This is a genomic window from Streptomyces sp. NPDC014623 (assembly GCF_043088245.1).
GTDB lineage: Bacteria > Actinomycetota > Actinomycetes > Streptomycetales > Streptomycetaceae > Streptomyces.
In genome coordinates this window covers 33,543-52,170 of sequence record NZ_JBIBZU010000024.1, presented here as the reverse complement: position 1 = coordinate 52,170, position 18,628 = coordinate 33,543, and the positions used below count along the sequence as shown (strand labels likewise).

12 protein-coding genes and 5 pseudogenes are annotated in these 18,628 nt (G+C 69.4%); 7 read left to right on the top strand and 10 right to left on the bottom strand.

Translation table 11 applies throughout. The features are described 5' to 3' along the window. Positions 1–301: 301 nt before the first annotated feature. From ACF1FZ_RS29980 to ACF1FZ_RS29950, 7 genes and pseudogenes are all read right to left on the bottom strand, one after another. Positions 302–805, bottom strand: coding sequence for a hypothetical protein (locus ACF1FZ_RS29980; protein ID WP_391776527.1), 504 nt, complete (start codon positions 803–805; stop codon positions 302–304). 425 nt (positions 806–1,230) lie between these two features. Further along, positions 1,231–1,461, bottom strand: a complete 231-nt coding sequence (locus ACF1FZ_RS29975; RefSeq protein WP_391776526.1) for a DUF4235 domain-containing protein — start codon at positions 1,459–1,461, stop codon at positions 1,231–1,233. After that, positions 1,458–1,910, bottom strand: coding sequence for a DUF3618 domain-containing protein (locus ACF1FZ_RS29970; protein ID WP_391776525.1), 453 nt, complete (start codon positions 1,908–1,910; stop codon positions 1,458–1,460). Before ACF1FZ_RS29970 ends, ACF1FZ_RS29975 begins: the two co-directional genes overlap by 4 nt. Continuing rightward, positions 1,907–2,222, bottom strand: a pseudogene (locus ACF1FZ_RS29965) (phage holin family protein). The gene ACF1FZ_RS29970 and the pseudogene ACF1FZ_RS29965 overlap by 4 nt, the downstream one beginning before the upstream one ends. A gap of 351 nt (positions 2,223–2,573) precedes the next feature. After that, complete coding sequence (locus ACF1FZ_RS29960; RefSeq protein WP_391776524.1) at positions 2,574–3,122, bottom strand: phosphatase PAP2 family protein; 549 nt, start codon at positions 3,120–3,122, stop codon at positions 2,574–2,576. A 39-nt stretch (positions 3,123–3,161) separates the two neighbouring features. Next, positions 3,162–3,287: pseudogene (locus tag ACF1FZ_RS29955) on the bottom strand (ribonuclease BN); the annotation flags it as partial. A gap of 31 nt (positions 3,288–3,318) precedes the next feature. Further along, a pseudogene (locus ACF1FZ_RS29950) lies at positions 3,319–3,894 on the bottom strand (beta-galactosidase domain 3-containing protein); the annotation flags it as partial. Here ACF1FZ_RS29950 and ACF1FZ_RS29945 point away from each other — a divergent pair. Together ACF1FZ_RS29945 and ACF1FZ_RS29940 are read left to right on the top strand one after the other, a co-directional pair. After that, a pseudogene (locus ACF1FZ_RS29945) lies at positions 3,822–4,019 on the top strand (TetR family transcriptional regulator); the annotation flags it as partial. The pseudogenes ACF1FZ_RS29950 and ACF1FZ_RS29945 overlap by 73 nt on opposite strands. Positions 4,020–4,165: 146 nt before the next feature. Further along, on the top strand, positions 4,166–4,324 hold the full coding sequence (locus tag ACF1FZ_RS29940) for a hypothetical protein (protein WP_391776523.1): 159 nt from the start codon (positions 4,166–4,168) through the stop codon (positions 4,322–4,324). 145 nt (positions 4,325–4,469) lie between these two features. Here ACF1FZ_RS29940 and ACF1FZ_RS29935 read toward each other — a convergent pair whose 3' ends face one another. Beyond that, on the bottom strand, positions 4,470–8,519 hold the full coding sequence (locus ACF1FZ_RS29935) for an endo-alpha-N-acetylgalactosaminidase family protein (RefSeq protein WP_391776522.1): 4,050 nt from the start codon (positions 8,517–8,519) through the stop codon (positions 4,470–4,472). 18 nt (positions 8,520–8,537) lie between these two features. Beyond that, positions 8,538–10,451 carry a beta-galactosidase family protein gene (locus ACF1FZ_RS29930; RefSeq protein ID WP_391776521.1) on the bottom strand — a complete coding sequence of 638 codons (1,914 nt, stop codon included), beginning with the start codon at positions 10,449–10,451 and terminating at the stop codon, positions 8,538–8,540. Positions 10,452–10,759: 308 nt separating this feature from the next. Here ACF1FZ_RS29930 and ACF1FZ_RS29925 point away from each other — a divergent pair, with 308 nt between their 5' ends. Together ACF1FZ_RS29925 and ACF1FZ_RS29920 are read left to right on the top strand one after the other, a co-directional pair. Next, entirely contained in the window at positions 10,760–11,764 is a 1,005-nt protein-coding gene (locus ACF1FZ_RS29925; RefSeq protein WP_391776520.1) for a LacI family DNA-binding transcriptional regulator, read from the top strand. A 222-nt stretch (positions 11,765–11,986) separates the two neighbouring features. Next, positions 11,987–13,966, top strand: a complete 1,980-nt coding sequence (locus ACF1FZ_RS29920) for an RICIN domain-containing protein (RefSeq protein ID WP_391776519.1) — start codon at positions 11,987–11,989, stop codon at positions 13,964–13,966. 45 nt (positions 13,967–14,011) lie between these two features. On the opposite strand, the pseudogene ACF1FZ_RS29915 reads toward ACF1FZ_RS29920, so the two are convergent. Continuing rightward, positions 14,012–14,396, bottom strand: a pseudogene (locus ACF1FZ_RS29915) (transposase); the annotation flags it as partial. A 330-nt stretch (positions 14,397–14,726) separates the two neighbouring features. Between ACF1FZ_RS29915 and kdpF the strand changes: the two are divergent. From kdpF to kdpB, 3 genes are read left to right on the top strand one after another with little or no spacing between them, the layout of a single operon-like run. Continuing rightward, positions 14,727–14,816 (top strand): K(+)-transporting ATPase subunit F, encoded by a 90-nt coding sequence (kdpF, locus tag ACF1FZ_RS29910; RefSeq protein WP_391776518.1) that lies wholly within the window; start codon positions 14,727–14,729, stop codon positions 14,814–14,816. Between the two features lie 7 nt (positions 14,817–14,823). Beyond that, positions 14,824–16,488: a potassium-transporting ATPase subunit KdpA gene (kdpA, locus tag ACF1FZ_RS29905; RefSeq protein WP_391776517.1), complete on the top strand. Its 1,665-nt coding sequence runs from the start codon at positions 14,824–14,826 to the stop codon at positions 16,486–16,488. Next, a complete protein-coding gene (gene kdpB, locus ACF1FZ_RS29900) occupies positions 16,485–18,626 on the top strand; it encodes a potassium-transporting ATPase subunit KdpB (RefSeq protein ID WP_391776516.1) in 2,142 nt (713 codons plus the stop codon). The genes kdpA and kdpB overlap by 4 nt, the downstream gene beginning before the upstream one ends. Positions 18,627–18,628: the final 2 nt, after the last annotated feature.

The window sequence follows — 18,628 nt, the reverse complement described above, 5'->3', positions numbered from 1 at the left end:
TGGCGAACTGCCAGAACCAGCCAAAGATGGTGGTGCGCCAAGGGCGTGTCAGCCGTACTACCACCCTGTCCTGTCTCGTCCGAACCGGCAGCGGCTGGGTCTTGGGCCAGTGAGGTTGCCAGGCGGTTCGAGAACGTCGGCGGGTGTCATCCTCAGGCGAGCTGGCTTTGACGGAAGCGGCGCTCAGCTCATAACCAACCTGCACATCGAGCCGGCCCCGGGTGGTGGAAAAACCATCTGCGCCCGAACCCCCTGGTAAAGATCACAGGCGGGAACCGCCGGACGCCGACTTGACCGGCGGTTACAGAGTGGTCGGCACCGGAGGTGACAGGGGCTGCCGGGTGTGCGGGCACAGCCCGGCCGCAGTCGTTATGGGGACGCGCATGCGGCGCAGGAGATCGCGTGTGGCACGCAGATTCAGGGTGCTGCGCCAGCTCACGCCGGGGTGGCGGGAGCGCAGATGGGACAGCGCGCGGGTGCCCAGGCCGGCGCTGCGGAAGCGCTCCTCAAGAGCCACGTTGGTGATGACGCCCTCGGCGCAGTGGGTGCAGATCCGGTAGTGGACCTGGCCGACGACCTTGCGGACGTGGACCAGGAGCAGGCATTCCTCGCTGGGGCCGGTGTCGCCCGGGATGCTCGAGGAGAGGAACTCGATCGACCGGTAGGCGAGGATCCGGCGCCTTAGGCGGCCGGTGAACCTGCCACGGCGCGAGTGCTTGGCGCCGTCGCGCTCGAGCGCGGGTGCCCGGGCGTCAGAGGCCGGGCAAAACAGAGTGCTCGTAGGACGCGCATGTTGTCCGTGCATGAGAGCGCGTGTACCCAGACATGAACCGCGGATACCTCTCCCCGGCGAAGACCCGGGAGGGGCGTCTCTTGCCTACGATTTGACATAGGTGGCGTTGTCGACCGCGTGGGGTCGAGGAGCGCAGCGTGCAGATCTGACACCCGTGCGTGAGCGGTGTGGGCGTTGGTGAGGCGGTGCGGTGTCCGGCGCCAGGGTCTCCTCGCGGCGCCGGCGCCGTGCCCCCTTTCTGCGCCGCGGCTTGTCCACCGTCGGGCTGCCACGAGGACGCCGCGGCAAGGGCGGCAGCGATGAGGCCGTGGAGTCCTGGGTGCGCAGACACAGATTCCTTCCAGCTCGCGTTCCACAGGGACGGCCGTCGGCGCCGAGCTCTACCACCGGCGCCGGTTCTCGGCTACGTCAGCCGGGCCGTGTGCCCGTTACACGCCTCACAGCGGTGGCGCCGGCCCGGTCGAGGCGGCTTTGAACACGGCGAAGACCGCGCCCTGAAGTGCGGCGGCGAGGAGAATCTCCTGCCCTGAGCGGTCCTGGTGGGTGACGTCGAGGGCGTCGTGCCCGATCATCTTCCACGTCTGTCTGAACGCCGCCCCGGCGAGTATTCCGCTGGCCGCGCCCGGGACCAGGCCGATCGGCTTGTAGGCGACCTTCGACGCCTTCACCGGCACCGCCGACTGCGTCGGATGAGCAGCAAGGCGGCGAGCGCGGCGGTCGCGGCGAGCAGCGGGGTGCGCTTCGTCCGAGCCATGCTCGCGGCCTGGCCGGCCTTCTCGCGTACAGGGCCGGGAGTCTTGTCCGCCGCGAACTGTCCGGCGCGGAACGCCGTATCACGGACCTGCACTACGGCTGCGGCTGCCTTGTCGAGGACCGGGTCGGGGGTCTTGTCCTTCACCAGCTGCTCGGCCTGTTCCGCCTTGCCTCGGACCTGGCCGGCGAGGTGCGCGGCCTGCTCCTTGACGGCGGCTGCCTGCTCCTGTGCCCGGGCCTTGATGTCGGCCTTGGCGGCCAGCGCCTCGACGGTCCGGCCCAGCTCGTCACGGGTGTGCTCGACCTGCTGGCGCAGCTCCTCGGGGGTGGGCGCGGACTCGCTGCCGTGGGGCTTGTCGCTCATCGCTGGGTCTCCTCCTTGATCCCGGCCACATCGGCCTTGACACTGTCGGCGGTCTGTTCAGGCACGGGCGGCCCGGCCTTGGCGATCTTTTTCTTTCCCGCCATCGCCATGACGGCGGCCACAGCGGCCGGCACAGCGGTGACGGCCGGCTCCGAGGCCCACGACCTGGAGTAGCAGCGCCACGGCGGCGATTACGACCCCTGTCAGGGCCTGCGCGGCTAGGACGCCGGCCAGGCCGACGCCGCCGAACAGGCCACCGCCTGCCCCGAACCGCTTGCCCTTCGCGGTCATCTGCGCCCGGGCCAGTTTCATCTCCTCGCGCACCAGCTCCGAAATCTGCCGCTACGCGCGGGTCACCAGCGCGTCCATCGAGTCATCGGTTCTTTCTGCCTTCACCTTGTCCTCCCACGACTGCCCACTTCGCTGGCCGTGATGGCGGCATCGACGCCGCACGGGCGGCGCCGTGCCGCTCAGCCGTCCTGGTTGGTCCCGGTGGTGTCCTGGATGGGGGCGTCGGCGCTGCGCTTGACCAAGTCGATTCCTTCAGGCAGGAACGGTGCGTCTCGTAGTGCTCGTTGGTGGCGATGGCCTGCCCCTTGGTGGCGATCAGTTAGAGGTGCCACCACCCCGCGACCGGCCGAACATCCGCCCCGCGCCGCCTCTTTACCCCAGGTGGCGTATGAGCAGGCGGGGGGTGGTTCGTACCAGTGCGGCCGCGGCCAGCCCGATAGCCGCTCCCGCCGCGACGTCGGAGGGATAGTGGGCGCCATCGTGGACACGCTCGATCGCCACCAGAACCGTCGGTACCGCGCAGACGGCACCCGCCCACGGCCATGTCGGGGCTACGGCGGCGGTGAAGGCGACGGCCGCCGCGGTGTGCCCGGAGGGGAAGGAGGAGCTGTCCGGCCGCTCCTCCACCTCCTGGTGGGGGAACCATTCCTTCGGGGGCCGGCGGCGCTCGACGAGCTGCTTGGCGACTCCGTTGGCCAGTACCTGCCCGACCGCCATGCTGGCGATGCCGGCCGCCGCGGCCCGGCGGCCCCTCCACCCGCCCCCGGCCGCCATGAGAACAGCGGTGGCCCACCAGAGTTTCGTGTGTTCGGCGGCGTCCTCCACCGGCGGCAGTATGCCGCGTGCCCAGACGGAATCCCAGGACGCCATACGTTTGGTCAGCCGGTTCTCGCCCGCGCGTAGGGCCTCCATGATCCTCATGCTGATCAGCTTCCCCGGGAGCAGCCGTTCAGACAGTAATCACTCCATGCGGCGCCGTTCGTCATCGCCCCGCTTACGGGTGTCGCGCGGCTGAACGTAGGGCTCCTCGTTTTTGGGGTGGCCGCCGGCGATCGCGCGCCGGCGGGCCATCTCCGCGTCGAACTCCCGTCGTGGGCGACCGTGAGCTGCTTGCGTTCCAGGTCAGGACGTCGGCCCCGGCCGGTGCGAACACCCGCAGCGGTCCGGCCCGGCGGGTGTCCCCGGTCAGGTCGAGCCGGGTCCCGGTGAGGTGGGCGGTGCGGGCCAGTTCCGGGCCGGTGACGAGGACGTCACTGGCGCCTGCGTCGAGATGCCAGGTGGTCGCCACGCCGTCGCGGTCCGTGATCAGCACGGTCAGCTCCCTGCCGTCGCCGGTGATCCGGAGCGTGCGGGTGCCGCCGTGCGTGTAGTTGAGCCGCAGGTCCTTGCGGGCCGCGTCCCAGGTGACCTCCACCGGATCACCGTCCAGGGTGGTGGCCTTCGGCTGCGCCGCGTAGCGCAGCACCGTCTCGCCCCCGGTGCCGTCGAGGACGAGAAGACCGCGTCCGGCGGACAGGTGGGTGAGCACCTGGGAGGTGGAGTAGGGCATGCGGTGCGGGCCGAAGGCGTAGTCGGCGACGAGGACCTTGGTGTCGCGTCCGGCGACGGTGACCTTCGACGTCGGAGTTGGCGAGCCGCCAAGGGCTCGCCCGTGACCGTGAGCTGTATCCGCAGATGGCCGCCGGAATGGCATTGACCGCGTTCAACGCCGTGCTGCAACGGTGGAGCGACAGTGACGGCGCTGAAGATCCTGCCGCTCTGACCGACCGGGCCTTCGCCGTCATCGCGCCGGCCCTGGACGCCATCGTGCGTACTTGACCAGTTTGGTAAAGAGCGTTTTGTCCCGACAAGGGTGTCTGGTGACGCCGATCAGCCGGTCAAGGTCCGGGAGGTCGCGTCGACGCGGTGCGGGTGCCCTGAGCCTGCCGGGGTCGATGTCAGCGCCGGGTGAGAGGATCGCGTTCATGCCTCTGCGTCAGCCCGATGATCTAACGTCGCTGATCCTGCGTACCGACTCCGGTGACGACGGGGCCTGGGATGCGGTGCGTATCGCACTCGACGCTGCTGGCGAGTATCCCCATGCCACGTATGTCAGCGACGTTCGCTTCGCTGCCGCGTGCTGAAACGGACCGCCCACCCCGGCCCCTGCCCGCCCTCTCGGAGCATCCGCCGTGTCCGGTGCGGCCCGGCGCCCGTCCGCAGACGCGTGCGCGGTGGCCGTCGTCGTGGGGCGGGACGACGGCCACCGCTCTCCTGGAGCGTGCTCGCTCAAGGACGGTCGGCGGGCCGTTCTCCCGGCGGGTGGCCCGTCGGAGGGCTCAGCGCCGTGCCGTACACCCGCATTTCCGCGGCGGCCGCGAACGGCTGCCCGTTGAGCGCGTTCAGCGCCGTGAACCTCACGGAGGAGGCGCGGACGCGGTCGAAGGTGATCCGCTGCGTCTGCGAGGTGTCCTTCAGGGTGCCCTTCGCCACGGTGGTCCAGTGCGTGCCGTCGTCCGAGACGGCCACCTCGTAGCCGGCGACATGACCGTTCCGGCCGCCGCTCTGCCGGTTCAGGTAGCCGATGCCGTCCACATCGGCCGGGCCGTCGTCGGACTCCAGCGTCACCCAGTGCGGGTACGGCGCGGCGGAGCCGGTGTAGTCGGTGTGCCAGATGGTGGCCGGGTCGCCGTCGAGCACGTTGGACACCGGTCCCTCGCCCGGTCCCGAGGAGCGGTTCTCCGAGTCGGCGGTGGCGGTCGTCGAACCCGGCGGGAGGAAGGGCTCGGTGGTCACGGTGGCGCGGACGTCCTCGGTCACCTCCTTGGTCGCGCCCTCATGGGCGTACGTGGCGGTGACCTGCCACGCCGGGGTGGTGCCGGCCGCGTCCGCCGGAGGGGTCAGCAGCCAGGCCGTGCGGGCGCTGCCGCCCGGTTCCACGGTCCCGAGGAGGTTTCCGTCCTTCTCCGCGACCTCCGCCCTCCAGCCCTCGGGCAGTCCGCGCAGTCGTACGCCGACGTTGACGGCACCGGCCATCTCGTTGTTGGTGAAGGTCGTGACGAACGCGCCGGGCACCCCCGGACCCAGCTCGACGCCGGGCGGTACGGTGACGTTCGCGCAGGTGGCGCCCGCCAGGTCCGCACCCAGATCGGTCACGGTGAAGTCGTCGACGACCAGGTCCGAACCGGCGGCACTGCCGAGCTTGCGCAGTCCGACCCAGGTGTCGCCGCACCCCGCGACGAACTCATGGGAGTGGACCCGGGTGTCCAGGGCGGGTTCCAGGACGTCGTGGCGGATCTCGCGGGAGACGGCTTTCCCGTCCCCGACGCGGTCCGCGCCGGTCACCCAGGCCCACTGGCCGGCGATGTTGGTCTGGTACGTGAACGAGACGGCGTAGCGGTGCCCCTCCTGGAACGGCACCGTGGCGGGCACCGTGCGGTGGACCAGTCCGGTGTTCTCCGCGTGGGACTTCAGCGAGTGCCGCCCGGCGAGCACGTCGTCGACGGCCTTGCCTCTCAGGGTGCCGGAGTCGTACGGGGAGTACGTGTTCTTCCACTCCTTCTGACTGTAGGGCTCGTGCAGGTCGCTGATGCTCGTGCGCGGATCGGTGACGCCGCCGGCGTCGCCCTTGACGAACGGGCCCCAGCCCGGCTGGTTGCTCTCGAAGTCGTCGTGCGCGACGACGGTGCCCTTCTCCGCGCGCGGGAACGGTGAGGTGGTGTCCGCCATGACCCGTACGTCGTCCAGGACCACCGGCGCCTCGCCCGCGGCGGCACTCAGCTCGACGGTCACGCCGCCGCCCGGTGGCGCGGTGAAGGCGACGGCGGCCCGCTGCGCGTAGGTGTCGCGCTTCTCATCGGCCGCGACCAGGTTCCGTGCCGGGGTGACGTCGAAGGTCCTCGCCGCCCCGGTGCGGGTGCCGCGTACGCGGAGCGTGGTGTCCCGGCGTTCGCCGGGGCCGATCTCGACATCGGCGGCGAGGGTGTACCGCCGCCCCGGGGAGAGGCCCGAGACCCGCTGGGAGATGCCGGAGGGAGCAGGGCCGAGGCGCACGACGGCGTCGCCGTTGTCGGCACGGGTCAGCGAGACGTCGCCCTTCGGGTTCCAGTCGCCGAGGCCGCCGCCGTTGAAGCCTGGGTCGGCCAGCCCGGTGAACTCGCCGTAGCCCGGGTCCCCGTGGGGCGCCTTGCCGCCCTTCGGCACCAGGACGTAGGGCCGGTTCTTCTCACCGGTCAGCGTGACCCTCCCGTCCTCGGCCCTGACCGCGGCGGTCTTCACCCGACCCTGGTCGGTGAGCTCGTACAGGGTGAAGTCCCGGGTCTTCGCGAACTGTTCGGTCAGATCGAAGGTGTGCGTGCCGCCGGATCCGCTGAAGAAGTACATCTTGTCGGCGTCGCTCGGCGAGGACGTACGGCCGCTGCCGCGGGGCTCGCCCCACGGCAGCAGGTAGGTGTCCCCCTCGAGCACGACCGCGTCGCCCATGGAGATCTGCCGCTCGCCGTCCGTGCTCCTGACGCTCACCCCGCCGGTGAGGGTCGCGGAGCGCTTGGGCTCCCAGTCCATCAGCCGGTAGTGCTGGAGGAACTTGGCCGGCAGGTTGCCGGTCCAGATGTTGCGGTAGAAGGCGTTCCAGTCGTCCTCGCCGGTCCAGCCTTCGAACTCGACGACGCTGGCGCCACCGAGCAGCGGGTCGACGTTCCACACGTCCCGGTCGGAGTGGGCGATGAAGCGGACGATGTCGGAGTTGATGCCCTTGTTGGTGAGACCGCCGTAGTTCTTGTCCGCAGCCCAGTGGGACCACAGCGAGGCGCCCTCGAACTTGTACGACCACTCGGTGGCGACCTCGAAGCCCATCTCGCGCAGCCCTGCGGCCAGTCCGTCGGCCAGCCAGCCGCTGGAGTAGTGGACGTCGATGTAGACCGTCTTGATTCCCGGCGCCTCCTTGCGGAGTTGTTCGAACCGGTCGAGCACGGCGCCGGTGCCGAGGTCCTTGCGCTGGTCGATGTGGTAGGCCTGGTTGAGCCAGTCCCACCCGTTGGGCCGGCCCTCGACCAGTTCCTGGCTGAAGCTCTTCGCCTGCGGGTACGCCTCGGTGGCGTTGACGTGGACGGCGAAGTCGGCGTTGTAGCGGGCGCCGGATCCGGTGAGCCGGCCGAGGTCCTCCAGCCCGCCCGCGCGGACGTTCTCGTTGCCGCCGTAGTCGGGGTGGGCGGAGTCGTGGCCCTCGGAGGCGTACCCCTTCTCCAGCACCCACTGCCCGAGGTTGTCGGTGGCCATGGAGACGCGCTTGGTGTGATCGAGCGTCTTGAGGAACGGGTTGGTGGCCTGGCTCGCGAAGTTGAAGGGGATGCGCTGCACCACACGTTCGGGCACCCGGTCCGCACCGAGCGGGCGCCGCATGTGTGCGCGGTGGGCGATGGCCCCGTCCTGCCAGTCCACCGTGCCGTCGTCGTTGGCGTCGGCGGCGAGGACCACGGTCGCCCGGGGCAGTTCGTAGGTGGCGACGCGGGGGTCGGTGGCTCCCTGGGGCGCGTGGGTGTAGGTGCCGACGGAGAGTTCCGCACGGCGGCGGTCGTCCCCGGCGTCGACGATCCGCGAGTTCAGACGGGTGTTCCAGTTGGTGTTGTCGTTCTGCGGTGAGTCCTCGGTCGCGTTGGTGACGATGCCCGCGGACAGCTGTGCGTTGCCCACGAACGCGTAGGGCGTGCCGACGGGACCTTCGTCCGTGGCCGTGTCACCGGTGAGGCGGATGAAGCGGTCGGCGGTCGTCGTCGAGTCCGCGGAGATCTTGGTGCGGGCCAGGTTGGCCCCCGGCTCGGAGGAGTCGGCAGAGACGAGGGAGTGCCCGGGTATCTCGAGGGTGCGCACCGTCCGGGCGGTTTCGCCGGAGATCTTCTCCACGGCGAAGACGACAGTGGCCTCCTCGGTCGCAGTGAGGGTGGACACGAGGGTGAGGCCGGGCAGGTCCGCGAAGGTGGAGGTGTAGGTGGCTCTGCTGCCTCCCGCCTTCATGGTGGTGGTCGCACGGTGCGCGGTGCCGTTGACGGTGAAGCTGTCCAGGGCGGTCGCCCGGCCGTCGAGGGTGCGTGTGCCCAGTCGGTAGGAAATGACCTGGGGGAACTCCTCGGCCACGGTGACGGTCAGGGCGCCCCGGCTCAGCCGCACCGGTGTCGCCGCGGAGCCGGTCACCGCATCGGCCGCGGAGGGCGTGGGGGGTGCGGCGCCGGCGGGCACGACGGCGCCCCCCGTCACCCCCAGGCCAAGGACCAGTGCCGCGGCGGCCGCGCGGGGGCGCAGAACACGTCTGCGTCGGGGCGGGCGGGGTGACGGTAATGCCATGGTTCCGCCTCTCGCTCATCAGAAGGTTTCGACGTACTCCTCGGCCGGCCCGAGGTCGGGCCGGCCGAGCACTTCCACCCGGTCGCCCAGCCGTTCGAGTTCCAGCAGGGTGAGGAGGTTCTCGCCCGGTACCATCAGCGGTGCGGGCAGGTAGAGCGTGCGCTGGGGGCCGATCTCCCAGTACCGGCCGAGCAGGGTGCCGTTGACCCACACGAAACCCTTGGCGAACCCGGGGAAGGCGAGAAAACCGTCGGCCGGCTGCGTGACCGTGAACCGTGCCGTCGCGAAACCGGCGGTGCCGTCCGGCGGCGCGGCCGACACCGCCCGCGCCAGGTCCTGTTCGGTCCAGGTGTCGAGCGGCAGCCGGTGCATCGTCCAGCCGTGCACCAGACGTGGGCCGACCGTGACCCCGCCGAGAATGCCCTTGTGCTCGCCGAGCCGGGGACCGTAGTTCACCCGCCCCTGATTCTCCACCAGCAGTTCCAGACGGATCCGTTCACCGCGGCCCGGCAGGTCGAGGGAGTCGGTCTCCCGGTCGAGGACACCGAGCGGGGAGCCGTCGAGGAAGACCTGGGCGCGGTCGCGCAGTCCGTGGACGGTGAGCCGGTGCCCGCTTCCGGGCAGGTGCGGCGTGGCCCGGTGGAGGAGGAGACCCGAAGCCTGGCCCAGTTCCTCGAAGCTCAGCGGGTGGGGGGAGTCCACGGGGTCGGAGAGCGCGCGGAGTGCCCCCAGCAGTCCGGCTTCCGGGGTCACGGGGACCGTACGGGGGGACAGCAGGGGCGGGTCGGCGGGCAGCGGGCGTCGCGGTGCTCCGGCGGCCGTGTGCAGCAGGTCCCGGAAGGCGTGGAACTTCGCGGTGAGCGTTCCGTGTTCGGCGATCGGCGCGTCGGAGTCGTAGCTGGTCGTGGTCGGCTGGAACGTGTGGCCGTGGTGGTTGGCTCCGGCCCACAGTCCGAAGTTCGTGCCGCCGTGGGCCATGTAGATGCTGACCGAGCCGTCGGCAGCGAGAATGTCGGAGAGGGTGCCGGCGGCACTCTCCACCGACCGGACGTGGTGCTTCTCGCCCCAGTGGTCGAACCAGCCGTTCCAGAACTCGGCGCACAGGAACGGTTCCTCGCGGCGGCGTGCTCGCAGCAGGCCGGCGGCCTTGTCCGCACGTGCGCCGAAGGTGGCGGCGGCGAGGTGGCCGGGCAGGCTGCCGCCGTCCTGCATCAGTCCGGTGGGCCCGTCTGCCGTGTAGAGCAGCTCGGTGATCCCGCGCGCGACGAGGGCGTCCCGCACGTGGCGGACGTAGGTGCGGTCGTCGCCGTAACTGCCGTACTCGTTCTCGATCTGGACGGCGACCACCGGTCCGCCCCGGCCGGCCTGGAGGGCCGCGATGCGCGGGATCAGCTCGTCGAACCAGCGTCCGACCTCGGCCAGGTAGGGCGGATGGGAGGAGCGCACGCGCATACCCGGTCTGCCCGTCAGCCAGACGGGCAGACCGCCGTTGTCCCATTCGGCGCAGATGTACGGTCCGGGCCGCACTATGACGTCCAGGCCGGTCTCCTGGGCGGTGCGCAGGAAATGCTCGACGTCGTGTCCGGCGGTGAAGCGGAACAGGCCCGGGTACGGCTCGTGGAAGTTCCACGGGACGTAGGTGTCCACGGTGTTGAGGCCCATGGCGGCGATCCGCTCCAGCCGGTCCGCCCACTGGGCCGGGTGAACGCGGAAGTAGTGCAGGCTCCCCGCCAGGATCCGGTGCGGGCGCCCGGCCCGCAGCAGGCGGCCGTGCGGATGGGTCAGGAGAGGGCCCGGCGCGGCCCCCGGAGGCGGGATCGGCCCGTCGGACGGAAGAAGCCCGTCGGCCTCCCAGTCGGCGGCGGTCCCGTTCCCCGGTGTCCGGCTCCTGCCCGCCATGTTCTGGGGATTCTTTTGTGTTATCGATGCCATGGGCAACCCCTCCGTCGGACCCGCTCCGCCGCGTTCGGCAAGGCCACGTGTGCCGCGATCGGGACAGGTTCGGGCACGACGCTCCAAGTACGGCATGGCTCCCCCGTGAAGCGCGACGCTGGAAACTATGACAGGTGTTGTTATCGATGCCAACAGTGTCGGCGTGGGTAGACTGCGGCACGGTCGGGGGCGGACGGTGCCGCCGCCACGGCTTGTGGAGAAGGGTGATGGCAGCGGGAACACCGAGGGCCGGTGAGGCGCTCACGGGGAGGCGGGCCGCTACGGGCACCGAGGTACGGCAACCGAGCATGGCCGATGTCGCCCGGCTCGCGGGGGTCTCGGCGCAGACGGTCTCCCGGACGCTCACCGGCCATCCCCACGTGCAGCCGAAGACCCGGGCCAGGGTGCTCGCCGCGGTCGAGCAGCTGGGATACCGCCGGAACAACGCGGCACGGATGCTGTCCTCGGGGCGCAGCAGAACGATCGGCGTGCTGACTCTGCGGAGCGGCCACTCCTCCCGCTCGAGCCTCATGTCCGGCATCGAGACGTCGGCGAGCGAGGCCGGGTACGCGGTGAGCACGGCGACCGCCTCCTCGCTGGACACCGGCGCGATCGAGGAGGCGCTGTCCCGCCTCGCGGACCAGGCCGTCGAGGGAATCGTCCTCTGCGTACCGCTGATCCGCGTCAATGCGAGGATCGAACAGCTCACCCGTTCCGTGCCGACCGTCACCGTCGACGGGTCGCGCACCGCCGCCACCGAGATCGTCGCCGTCGACCAGGCACTGGTGGCGCGACTGGCGACGGAGCACCTGATCGAACTGGGGCACGAGAGCGTGTGGCACGTCGCCGGCCCGCGGGAATGGCTGGACGCCGCCACCCGGTGCACCGGCTGGCGTACCACCCTGGAGGCCGCCGGCCTGACCGTGCCACCGGTGCTGGAGGGCGACTGGACGCCTGCTTCCGGTTATCGCAACGGGCTGGTCCTGGGCAGGATCCCGGACGTCACCGCGGTGTTCGTGGCGAGTGACGAGATGGCCTTCGGTGTCGTCCGCGCCCTTCACGAACTCGGCCGGAAGGTGCCGCAGGACGTCTCCGTGGTCGGCGTGGACGACATCGCGCTGGCCGAGTACTGCTTCCCCTCGCTGACCACGGTCGCCCAGCCGTTCGCCGAGATGGGCGCGCTGGCGGTGTCCCACCTGCTGCGGCTGGTCACGGAGCCGGAGTCCGCGTCCGGTCCCGTATCCGTCGAGCCCTCGCTGGTGGTGCGGGACAGTACCGCGCCGGTCCGTTCCCGGAGCGGCCGGCGGACCTGACCCGGCCGGGCGGGCCTGACGCCCCCGGGGAATGGCCGGACCGCGCACCACCGGACCGGCGGCACGGGGCAAAGGCGTGGCGTGCACACCCTTGACGGTGTCCTGACACGTCTCCTACCGTCCTGGTGGTCAAGACATCAGACGTCTCTTGTCATGTCCTACCTGTATGTACGAGCACACAGCACCTCCCGGTTCCGTCCGACGACCTCGCAGGGAGACACCGTGCGATTACGAACACTGACTCTGCTCCTGTCCGTCCTGTCCCTCCCCCTCACCTCGGTGTGGTTCGCGCCTCCCGTCCATGCGTCGGCACAGGTCCAGTCCTTCCACGTGGACTGCGGTGCCGCCGCCGGTGGTGACGGCAGTCTGTCCAAGCCCTGGAACACCCTGGCAACGGTCAACGCCCGCACTTTCCAGCCCGGTGACTCGATCCTCCTCAAGCGCGGCTCCACCTGCACCGGGCAGCAACTCTTCCCCAAGGGCTCAGGATCTCCGGAGAACCCGATCCGGATCGACGCCTACGGCAGTGGCGCCAAGCCGAAACTGGCAGGTGCCGGCCAGGTGACGGACGTGGTCCGGCTCACGGACCAGGAATACTGGGAGATCGCCGGCCTCGACATCTCCAACAAGGGGGACACCGCGGCGACCAGGCGCGGCGTCCACATCACCCGCACCGACTCCGGAACGGGGACGTACTACCGGCTCCGCGGGCTGGACGTGCACGACGTGAACGGCAATCAGACCAGGAAGGACGACGACGCGAGCGCGGGCATCTTCTTCGAGGTCCTCGGTCACACGACGCCGACCCGGTTCGACGACGTGGTGGTCGAGAACAACACGGTGCGGACCGTCGACCGCTACGGCATCCACTTCTGGACACGCTGGATGCAGCGACCGGAGCTCAACAATCCCAACTGCGGTACGACCTGCGGCCCCTGGACACCACAGACCCGGGTCGTCGTCCGCGGCAACACCGTGACCGACATCGGCGGCGACGCGATCGTGCCGCACCACACCGAGGGCGCGCTCGTCGAGCACAACAAGGTCGACGGCTTCCGCGAGCGCGAACCGGCCCACTGCGCGGCCGGCGTCTGGGGCTGGAACACCCACCGCGCCCTGTACCAGTACAACGAGGTCAGCGGCGGCAAGAGCGAGTGCGACGGCCAGGGCCTGGACATCGACGAGGCCAACATCGGCACCGTCTACCAGTACAACTACAGCCACGACAACGAGGGTGGCTTCATCCTCCTGTGCAACGGCTCCGGCTCCACCACCGCCGACAACATCGTGCGCTACAACATCAGCCAGAACGACGGCGGACAACTCTTCGACATCGTCTGCGCCAGGACCAGCAACACACAGATTTACAACAACACCTTCTACCTCTCCCGTCCGGTGGACATCATCAACAACGCCAACGGTTCGGGTGCCGCGAGCGCGGTGTTCAGCAACAACGTCTTCCATGTGGCCACGTCCGAGGCCTCCTACGTCAACGCGGACAGCCTGGCCTTCGACTCGAACGTCTTCTACGGCAGCCACCCGGCCGGTGAGCCGGCCGATCCGAGCAAGGCGACCGCCGATCCGAAACTCGCCGCACCGGGCACCGCGACCTCGCGTGCCGATGCGGACGGTTACCGGATCCGGACCGGTTCGTCCGCGCTCGCCAACGGCAGACCCCTGGCCTCACCCGGCGGACGCGACTACTTCGGCAACCCGGTCACGGCCGGTTGCGTCCCCGACCGCGGCGCCCACCAGGCGACGACGGTCTGCACCGCTCCCACGGGGCCGGCGAACGGGGTGCACCAGATCTCCGCGGGCGGCCAGGCCATCGACGTGCCCGCCAACTCCACCACGCAGGGGACCCGGTTGCACGGCTGGAAGTGGCACGGCGGCAACAACCAGAAGTGGGCGGTCACCCGCAACACGGACGGCACCCACACCCTGCGGAACGTGAACTCGGGTCTGTGCGCGGACGTCCGCGACAACTCCGCGCAGGCGGGGGCGGCCATCATCCAGTGGCCGTGCAACGGGGCGGCGAACCAGCGTTGGACCACCACGTGGAAGAACGGCGGCTACACCCTGGCCGCCAAGTCCAGCGGCCTGCTGCTGACCCTGGCCTCCGATGCCGACGGAGGGCTGATCTCCCAGCAGCCAGCGGGCTCCACCGCGACCCAGACGTGGACCTTCGTCCCGCGACCCTGAACCGGCGGGGCCCGGCCGCTGTCGGCCGGGCCCCTCACTTGATCTTCAACCCGTGCGGCGTGGACGCGGGCCCGTTGACTTCTTCGTTCGTGGTTTCGCGAAGCCTGGTCTGCCGACCGTGTGCACGTCGTGGCGTGGGGTGGGCCGGGTGTTCTCGCTTCCGGGTGGCCGGCCGGGTCCGGGGCGGGAGGCTTTCGGTGCTCGGGCTGGGCAGTCGGTCTTCGGGCGGAGACGCCGGAAGTCGCGGCGGACGCGGGCAGGGGCCAGCCCGTCGGACGGGGTCGGTTTTCCCACGGCCGTCGGAGGTCGGCTGTCAGTGGACGGGCGAGCCGGAGCCGGGTGAAGACCGCGGGGATCAGCCAGGTCCAGCGGCCGGCGGCTTCGGGGTGCGGATCTTCGGACAGGTCCAGCCGAGTGTCTGCTCGAACAGGCCCCCCTGCACGTGCGCAATGACCGAGGAGCCATCGCAGACGCTCCAGCCGTTCGGCAGCACTGTGCCGACCGTCACGCGTGCGTATGGATACGGGCACGCCTTGCTGCCCTGAGCTGCGGACAGGCGTAAGAGAGCCGTCAAGGGTGCGTCCATGGCCGTAAGGACCACGTCAACGAACGCCTTGAGGGTCGAAAGACGGGGTTTCCTCGTCCTGTCCGATCCGTTCGCACTCTTCTAGGAGCGCACGATGGCCGACGTGGCCTTCGTCGTCACCACGATCGCGGTCTTCGCGCTGGTGGCCCTCATCGCCAGGGGGGTGGCAAAGCTGTGACCGCCGAAAACATCGTCGGCCTCGTCGTGGCCGTCAGCCTCTTGGGATATCTGATCCTCGCCCTCGTACACCCGGACAGGTTCTGAGCCCGATATGAGTCCCGTTCTCGCTGGCGTGCTCCAGATGCTCGCGCTCGCCGTGGCGCTCGGCCTGGCATACCGGCCGCTTGGCGACTACATGGCCGGCGTCTACACCTCCCCTCGACATCTACGGGTGGAGAAATGGATATACAAGGCGATGGGCGCCAACCCCGCCGCCGAGATGCGCTGGCTCGCATACCTGCGCGGTGTCCTCGCTTTCTCTGGTGTGAGCGTCCTTTTCCTCTATTTGTTGCAACGCCTCCAGGGATCCCTGCCCGGGTCGCTCGGATTCTCCTCGATCGATCCCGACCAGGCGTTCAACACTGCGGCTTCGTTCGTGGCGAACACCAACTGGCAGTCGTACTCCGGCGAGCAGGCCATGGGCCACGTCGTGCAGACCGGCGGCCTGGCGGTGCAGAACTTCGTCTCGGCGGCGGTCGGCATGGCCGTCGCGGTGGCGCTCGTACGGGGCTTCGCCCGTTCGCGCACCGGTGATCTCGGCAACTTCTGGTCGGACCTCGTGCGCGGCACCGTCCGCATCCTGGTCCCCGGCGCCGTGATCGGAGCGATCGTCCTGGTCGCCTGTGGCGTCATCCAGAACTTCTCCGGCATTCACGAGGTCGGGCAGTTCATGGGTGGCACTCAGCAATGGAACGGCGGGGCGGTGGCTTCGCAGGAAGTCATCAAAGAGCTGGGCACCAACGGCGGTGGCTACTTCAACGCCAACTCCGCTCACCCCTTCGAGAACCCGAACCCACTCTCGAATTTGTTCGAGATCTTCCTGATTCTCGTGATCCCCTTCGCGCTGACCCGCACGTTCGGCCGCATGGCCGGCAGCCTGAAGCAGGGCTACGCCATCCTCGGCACAATGGTGACGATCTGGATCGGCTTCACCGCGCTGATGATGTGGACCGAGTTCGCGCATCACGGTCCCGCCTTCGACATCGCCGGCGGGGCCATGGAGGGCAAGGAGACTCGTTTCGGTATCAGCGCCTCGGCGCTCTTCTCGGTTGCCACGACTCTCACGTCGACCGGTGCGGTCAACTCCTTCCACTCCTCGAACACCGGTCTCGGCGGCGGTATCAATCTGCTGGGCATGCAGCTCGGCGAGATCGCGCCCGGCGGGGTCGGCTCCGGGCTCTACGGCATGCTGATCATGGCGATCATCGCGGTGTTCATCGCCGGACTGATGGTCGGCCGCACCCCGGAGTACCTGGGCAAGAAGATCGGTACCCGCCAGATCAAGTTCGCAGCGTGCTACATCCTCATCACCCCGGCTCTAGTCCTGTGCTTCACCGCAGCGGCGATGGCCTTGGACACCCCGGGCAACTCGATGACCAACTCCGGTGCGCACGGCTTCTCCGAGATCCTGTACGCCTACACCTCGGGCGCCAACAACAACGGCTCCGCCTTCGCGGGCCTCAGCGCGGACACCCAGTGGTTCAACAGCACCATCGGTATCGCGATGCTGCTGGGCCGCTTCCTTCCGATGGTGTTCGTGCTGGCACTCGCGGGCTCGCTCGCGGAGCAGACGCCGGTGCCGGAGACCGCGGGCACCCTGCGCACCGAGAAGCCGCTCTTCGCCGGGCTGCTGGTCGGCACCATCATGATCATCGCCGGTCTGACCTACTTCCCGGCCCTCGCGCTGGGTCCGCTCGCCGAAGGGCTGGCGTCGTGACGAACGACCTCAAGAAGAACGAAGGGGAGCTCGGCTCCGTGTCCACCCCCATCCCGGCCTCCGCCCCACATGCGGGCGTGCCCACGGGTCACAGCAACAACGAGGGTCGTGCGGGCGTGGGCAGGTTCGACCCCGAGCAGTTGCTCAGGTCATTCCCGGACGCGGTCAGGAAGCTCGATCCGCGGGTGATGATCAAATCTCCCGTCATGTTCGTCGTTCTGATCGGCTCCGTGCTGACCACGGTGTTCGCCTGCCTGGACCCGGCTGACTGGTTCGGCTGGGCGATCACCGCGTGGCTGTGGCTGACCACGCTCTTCGCCAACTTGGCGGAGGCGGTCGCCGAGGGCCGCGGTAAGGCGCAGGCGGAAACTCTGCGTAAGGCCAAGACCGACACGGTGGCACGACGGGCCATCGGCAAGAACGAGGAGCGGGTGCCGGGCACGGACCTGCGTATAGGCGACCTCGTCGTCTGTGAGGCCGGCGACATCATCCCTGGCGACGGGGATGTCGTCGAGGGTGTCGCGAGTGTCGACGAGTCCGCGATCACCGGCGAATCCGCGCCGGTCATCCGCGAGTCCGGTGGCGACCGCAGCGCCGTAACCGGCGGGACGAAGGTCCTCTCCGACCGCGTCGTCATCAAGATCACGACGAAACCGGGCGAGACCTTCATCGACCGGATGATCAACCTGGTGGAGGGCGCGGCCCGGCAGAAGACGCCCAGCGAGATCGCACTGAACATCCTGCTGGCCTCGTTGACCATTGTCTTCCTGCTCGCAGTGGTCACCCTGCAGCCGTTCGCGACGTACGCGGGCGCCGAGCAGTCCATGATCGTGCTGACCGCCCTGCTGGTCTGCCTGATCCCCACCACCATCGGGGCGCTGCTCTCCGCCATCGGCATCGCGGGCATGGACCGGCTCGTTCAGCGTAATGTGCTGGCGATGTCGGGACGAGCCGTCGAGGCCGCCGGTGACGTCTCCACCCTGCTGCTCGACAAGACGGGCACCATTACCCTCGGCAACCGTCAGGCAGCCGAGTTCCTGCCGGTCAAGGGCGTCACCGACGCCGATCTGGCGGATGCCGCCCAGCTCTCTTCACTGGCCGACGAAACGCCCGAGGGCCGCTCGATCGTCGTCCTGGCCAAGGAGACGTACGGGCTGCGCGAGCGCGACCACGGCGAGCTGACGCACGCAGAGTGGGTGCCCTTCACCGCACAGACCCGCATGTCCGGCGTGGACGTGGAGGGGCGCAAAGTGCGCAAGGGCGCGACCGGGTCGGTGGCGGCCTGGGTCAAGGAGCGGGGCGGCAGTGTCTCACCGGACGCTCAGGGGCTCACCGACCACATTTCCCAGGCTGGTGGCACGCCGTTGCTGGTGGCTCTGGAGGACGAGCACGGCGCGCGCGTCCTGGGTGTCATTCATCTCAAGGACGTCGTCAAAGAGGGAATGCGGGAGCGGTTCGACGAGCTCCGGCGCATGGGGATCAAAACGGTGATGATCACGGGTGACAACCCGCTGACCGCCAGAGCCATCGCCGACGAGGCAGGAGTCGACGACTTCCTGGCCGAGGCCACCCCCGAGGACAAGATGGCGCTCATCAAGCGCGAGCAGGCCGGCGGCAAGCTCGTCGCGATGACGGGCGACGGTACGAACGACGCTCCCGCGCTCGCCCAGGCGGACGTCGGGGTGGCCATGAACACCGGCACCTCGGCCGCCAAGGAGGCCGGGAACATGGTGGACCTGGACTCCAACCCCACCAAGCTCATCGAGATCGTCGGGATCGGCAAGCAACTCCTCATCACCCGCGGCGCCCTGACCACGTTCTCCATCGCCAACGACGTCGCCAAGTACTTCGCGATCATTCCGGCCATGTTCGCCGTTGCTTACCCGGGGCTGGACAAGCTCAACGTCATGGACCTGGCCTCGCCCGAGTCCGCGATCCTCTCAGCGGTGGTCTTTAACGCGCTGATCATCATCGTCCTGGTGCCGCTCGCTTTGAAGGGCGTGCGTTACCGGCCGACCAGCGCCGACAAGATGCTCCGCCGCAACCTCGGGATCTACGGGCTCGGCGGCCTGATCACCCCGTTCGTCGGCATCAAAGTCATCGACCTGCTCCTCTCCCTCATCCCCGGAATCGGCTGACC

Bases quoted from the DNA above. Each gene is read 5' to 3' on its own strand.
- ACF1FZ_RS29980 (WP_391776527.1), bottom strand. From the start codon at position 805: ATGCACGGACAACATGCGCGTCCTACGAGCACTCTGTTTTGCCCGGCC.
- ACF1FZ_RS29970 (WP_391776525.1), bottom strand. From the start codon at position 1,910: ATGAGCGACAAGCCCCACGGCAGCGAGTCCGCGCCCACCCCCGAGGAG.
- ACF1FZ_RS29960 (WP_391776524.1), bottom strand. From the start codon at position 3,122: ATGAGGATCATGGAGGCCCTACGCGCGGGCGAGAACCGGCTGACCAAA.
- ACF1FZ_RS29940 (WP_391776523.1), top strand. From the start codon at position 4,166: ATGCCTCTGCGTCAGCCCGATGATCTAACGTCGCTGATCCTGCGTACC.
- ACF1FZ_RS29935 (WP_391776522.1), bottom strand. From the start codon at position 8,519: ATGGCATTACCGTCACCCCGCCCGCCCCGACGCAGACGTGTTCTGCGC.
- ACF1FZ_RS29930 (WP_391776521.1), bottom strand. From the start codon at position 10,451: ATGGCATCGATAACACAAAAGAATCCCCAGAACATGGCGGGCAGGAGC.
- ACF1FZ_RS29925 (WP_391776520.1), top strand. From the start codon at position 10,760: ATGGCCGATGTCGCCCGGCTCGCGGGGGTCTCGGCGCAGACGGTCTCC.
- kdpA (WP_391776517.1), top strand. From the start codon at position 14,824: ATGAGTCCCGTTCTCGCTGGCGTGCTCCAGATGCTCGCGCTCGCCGTG.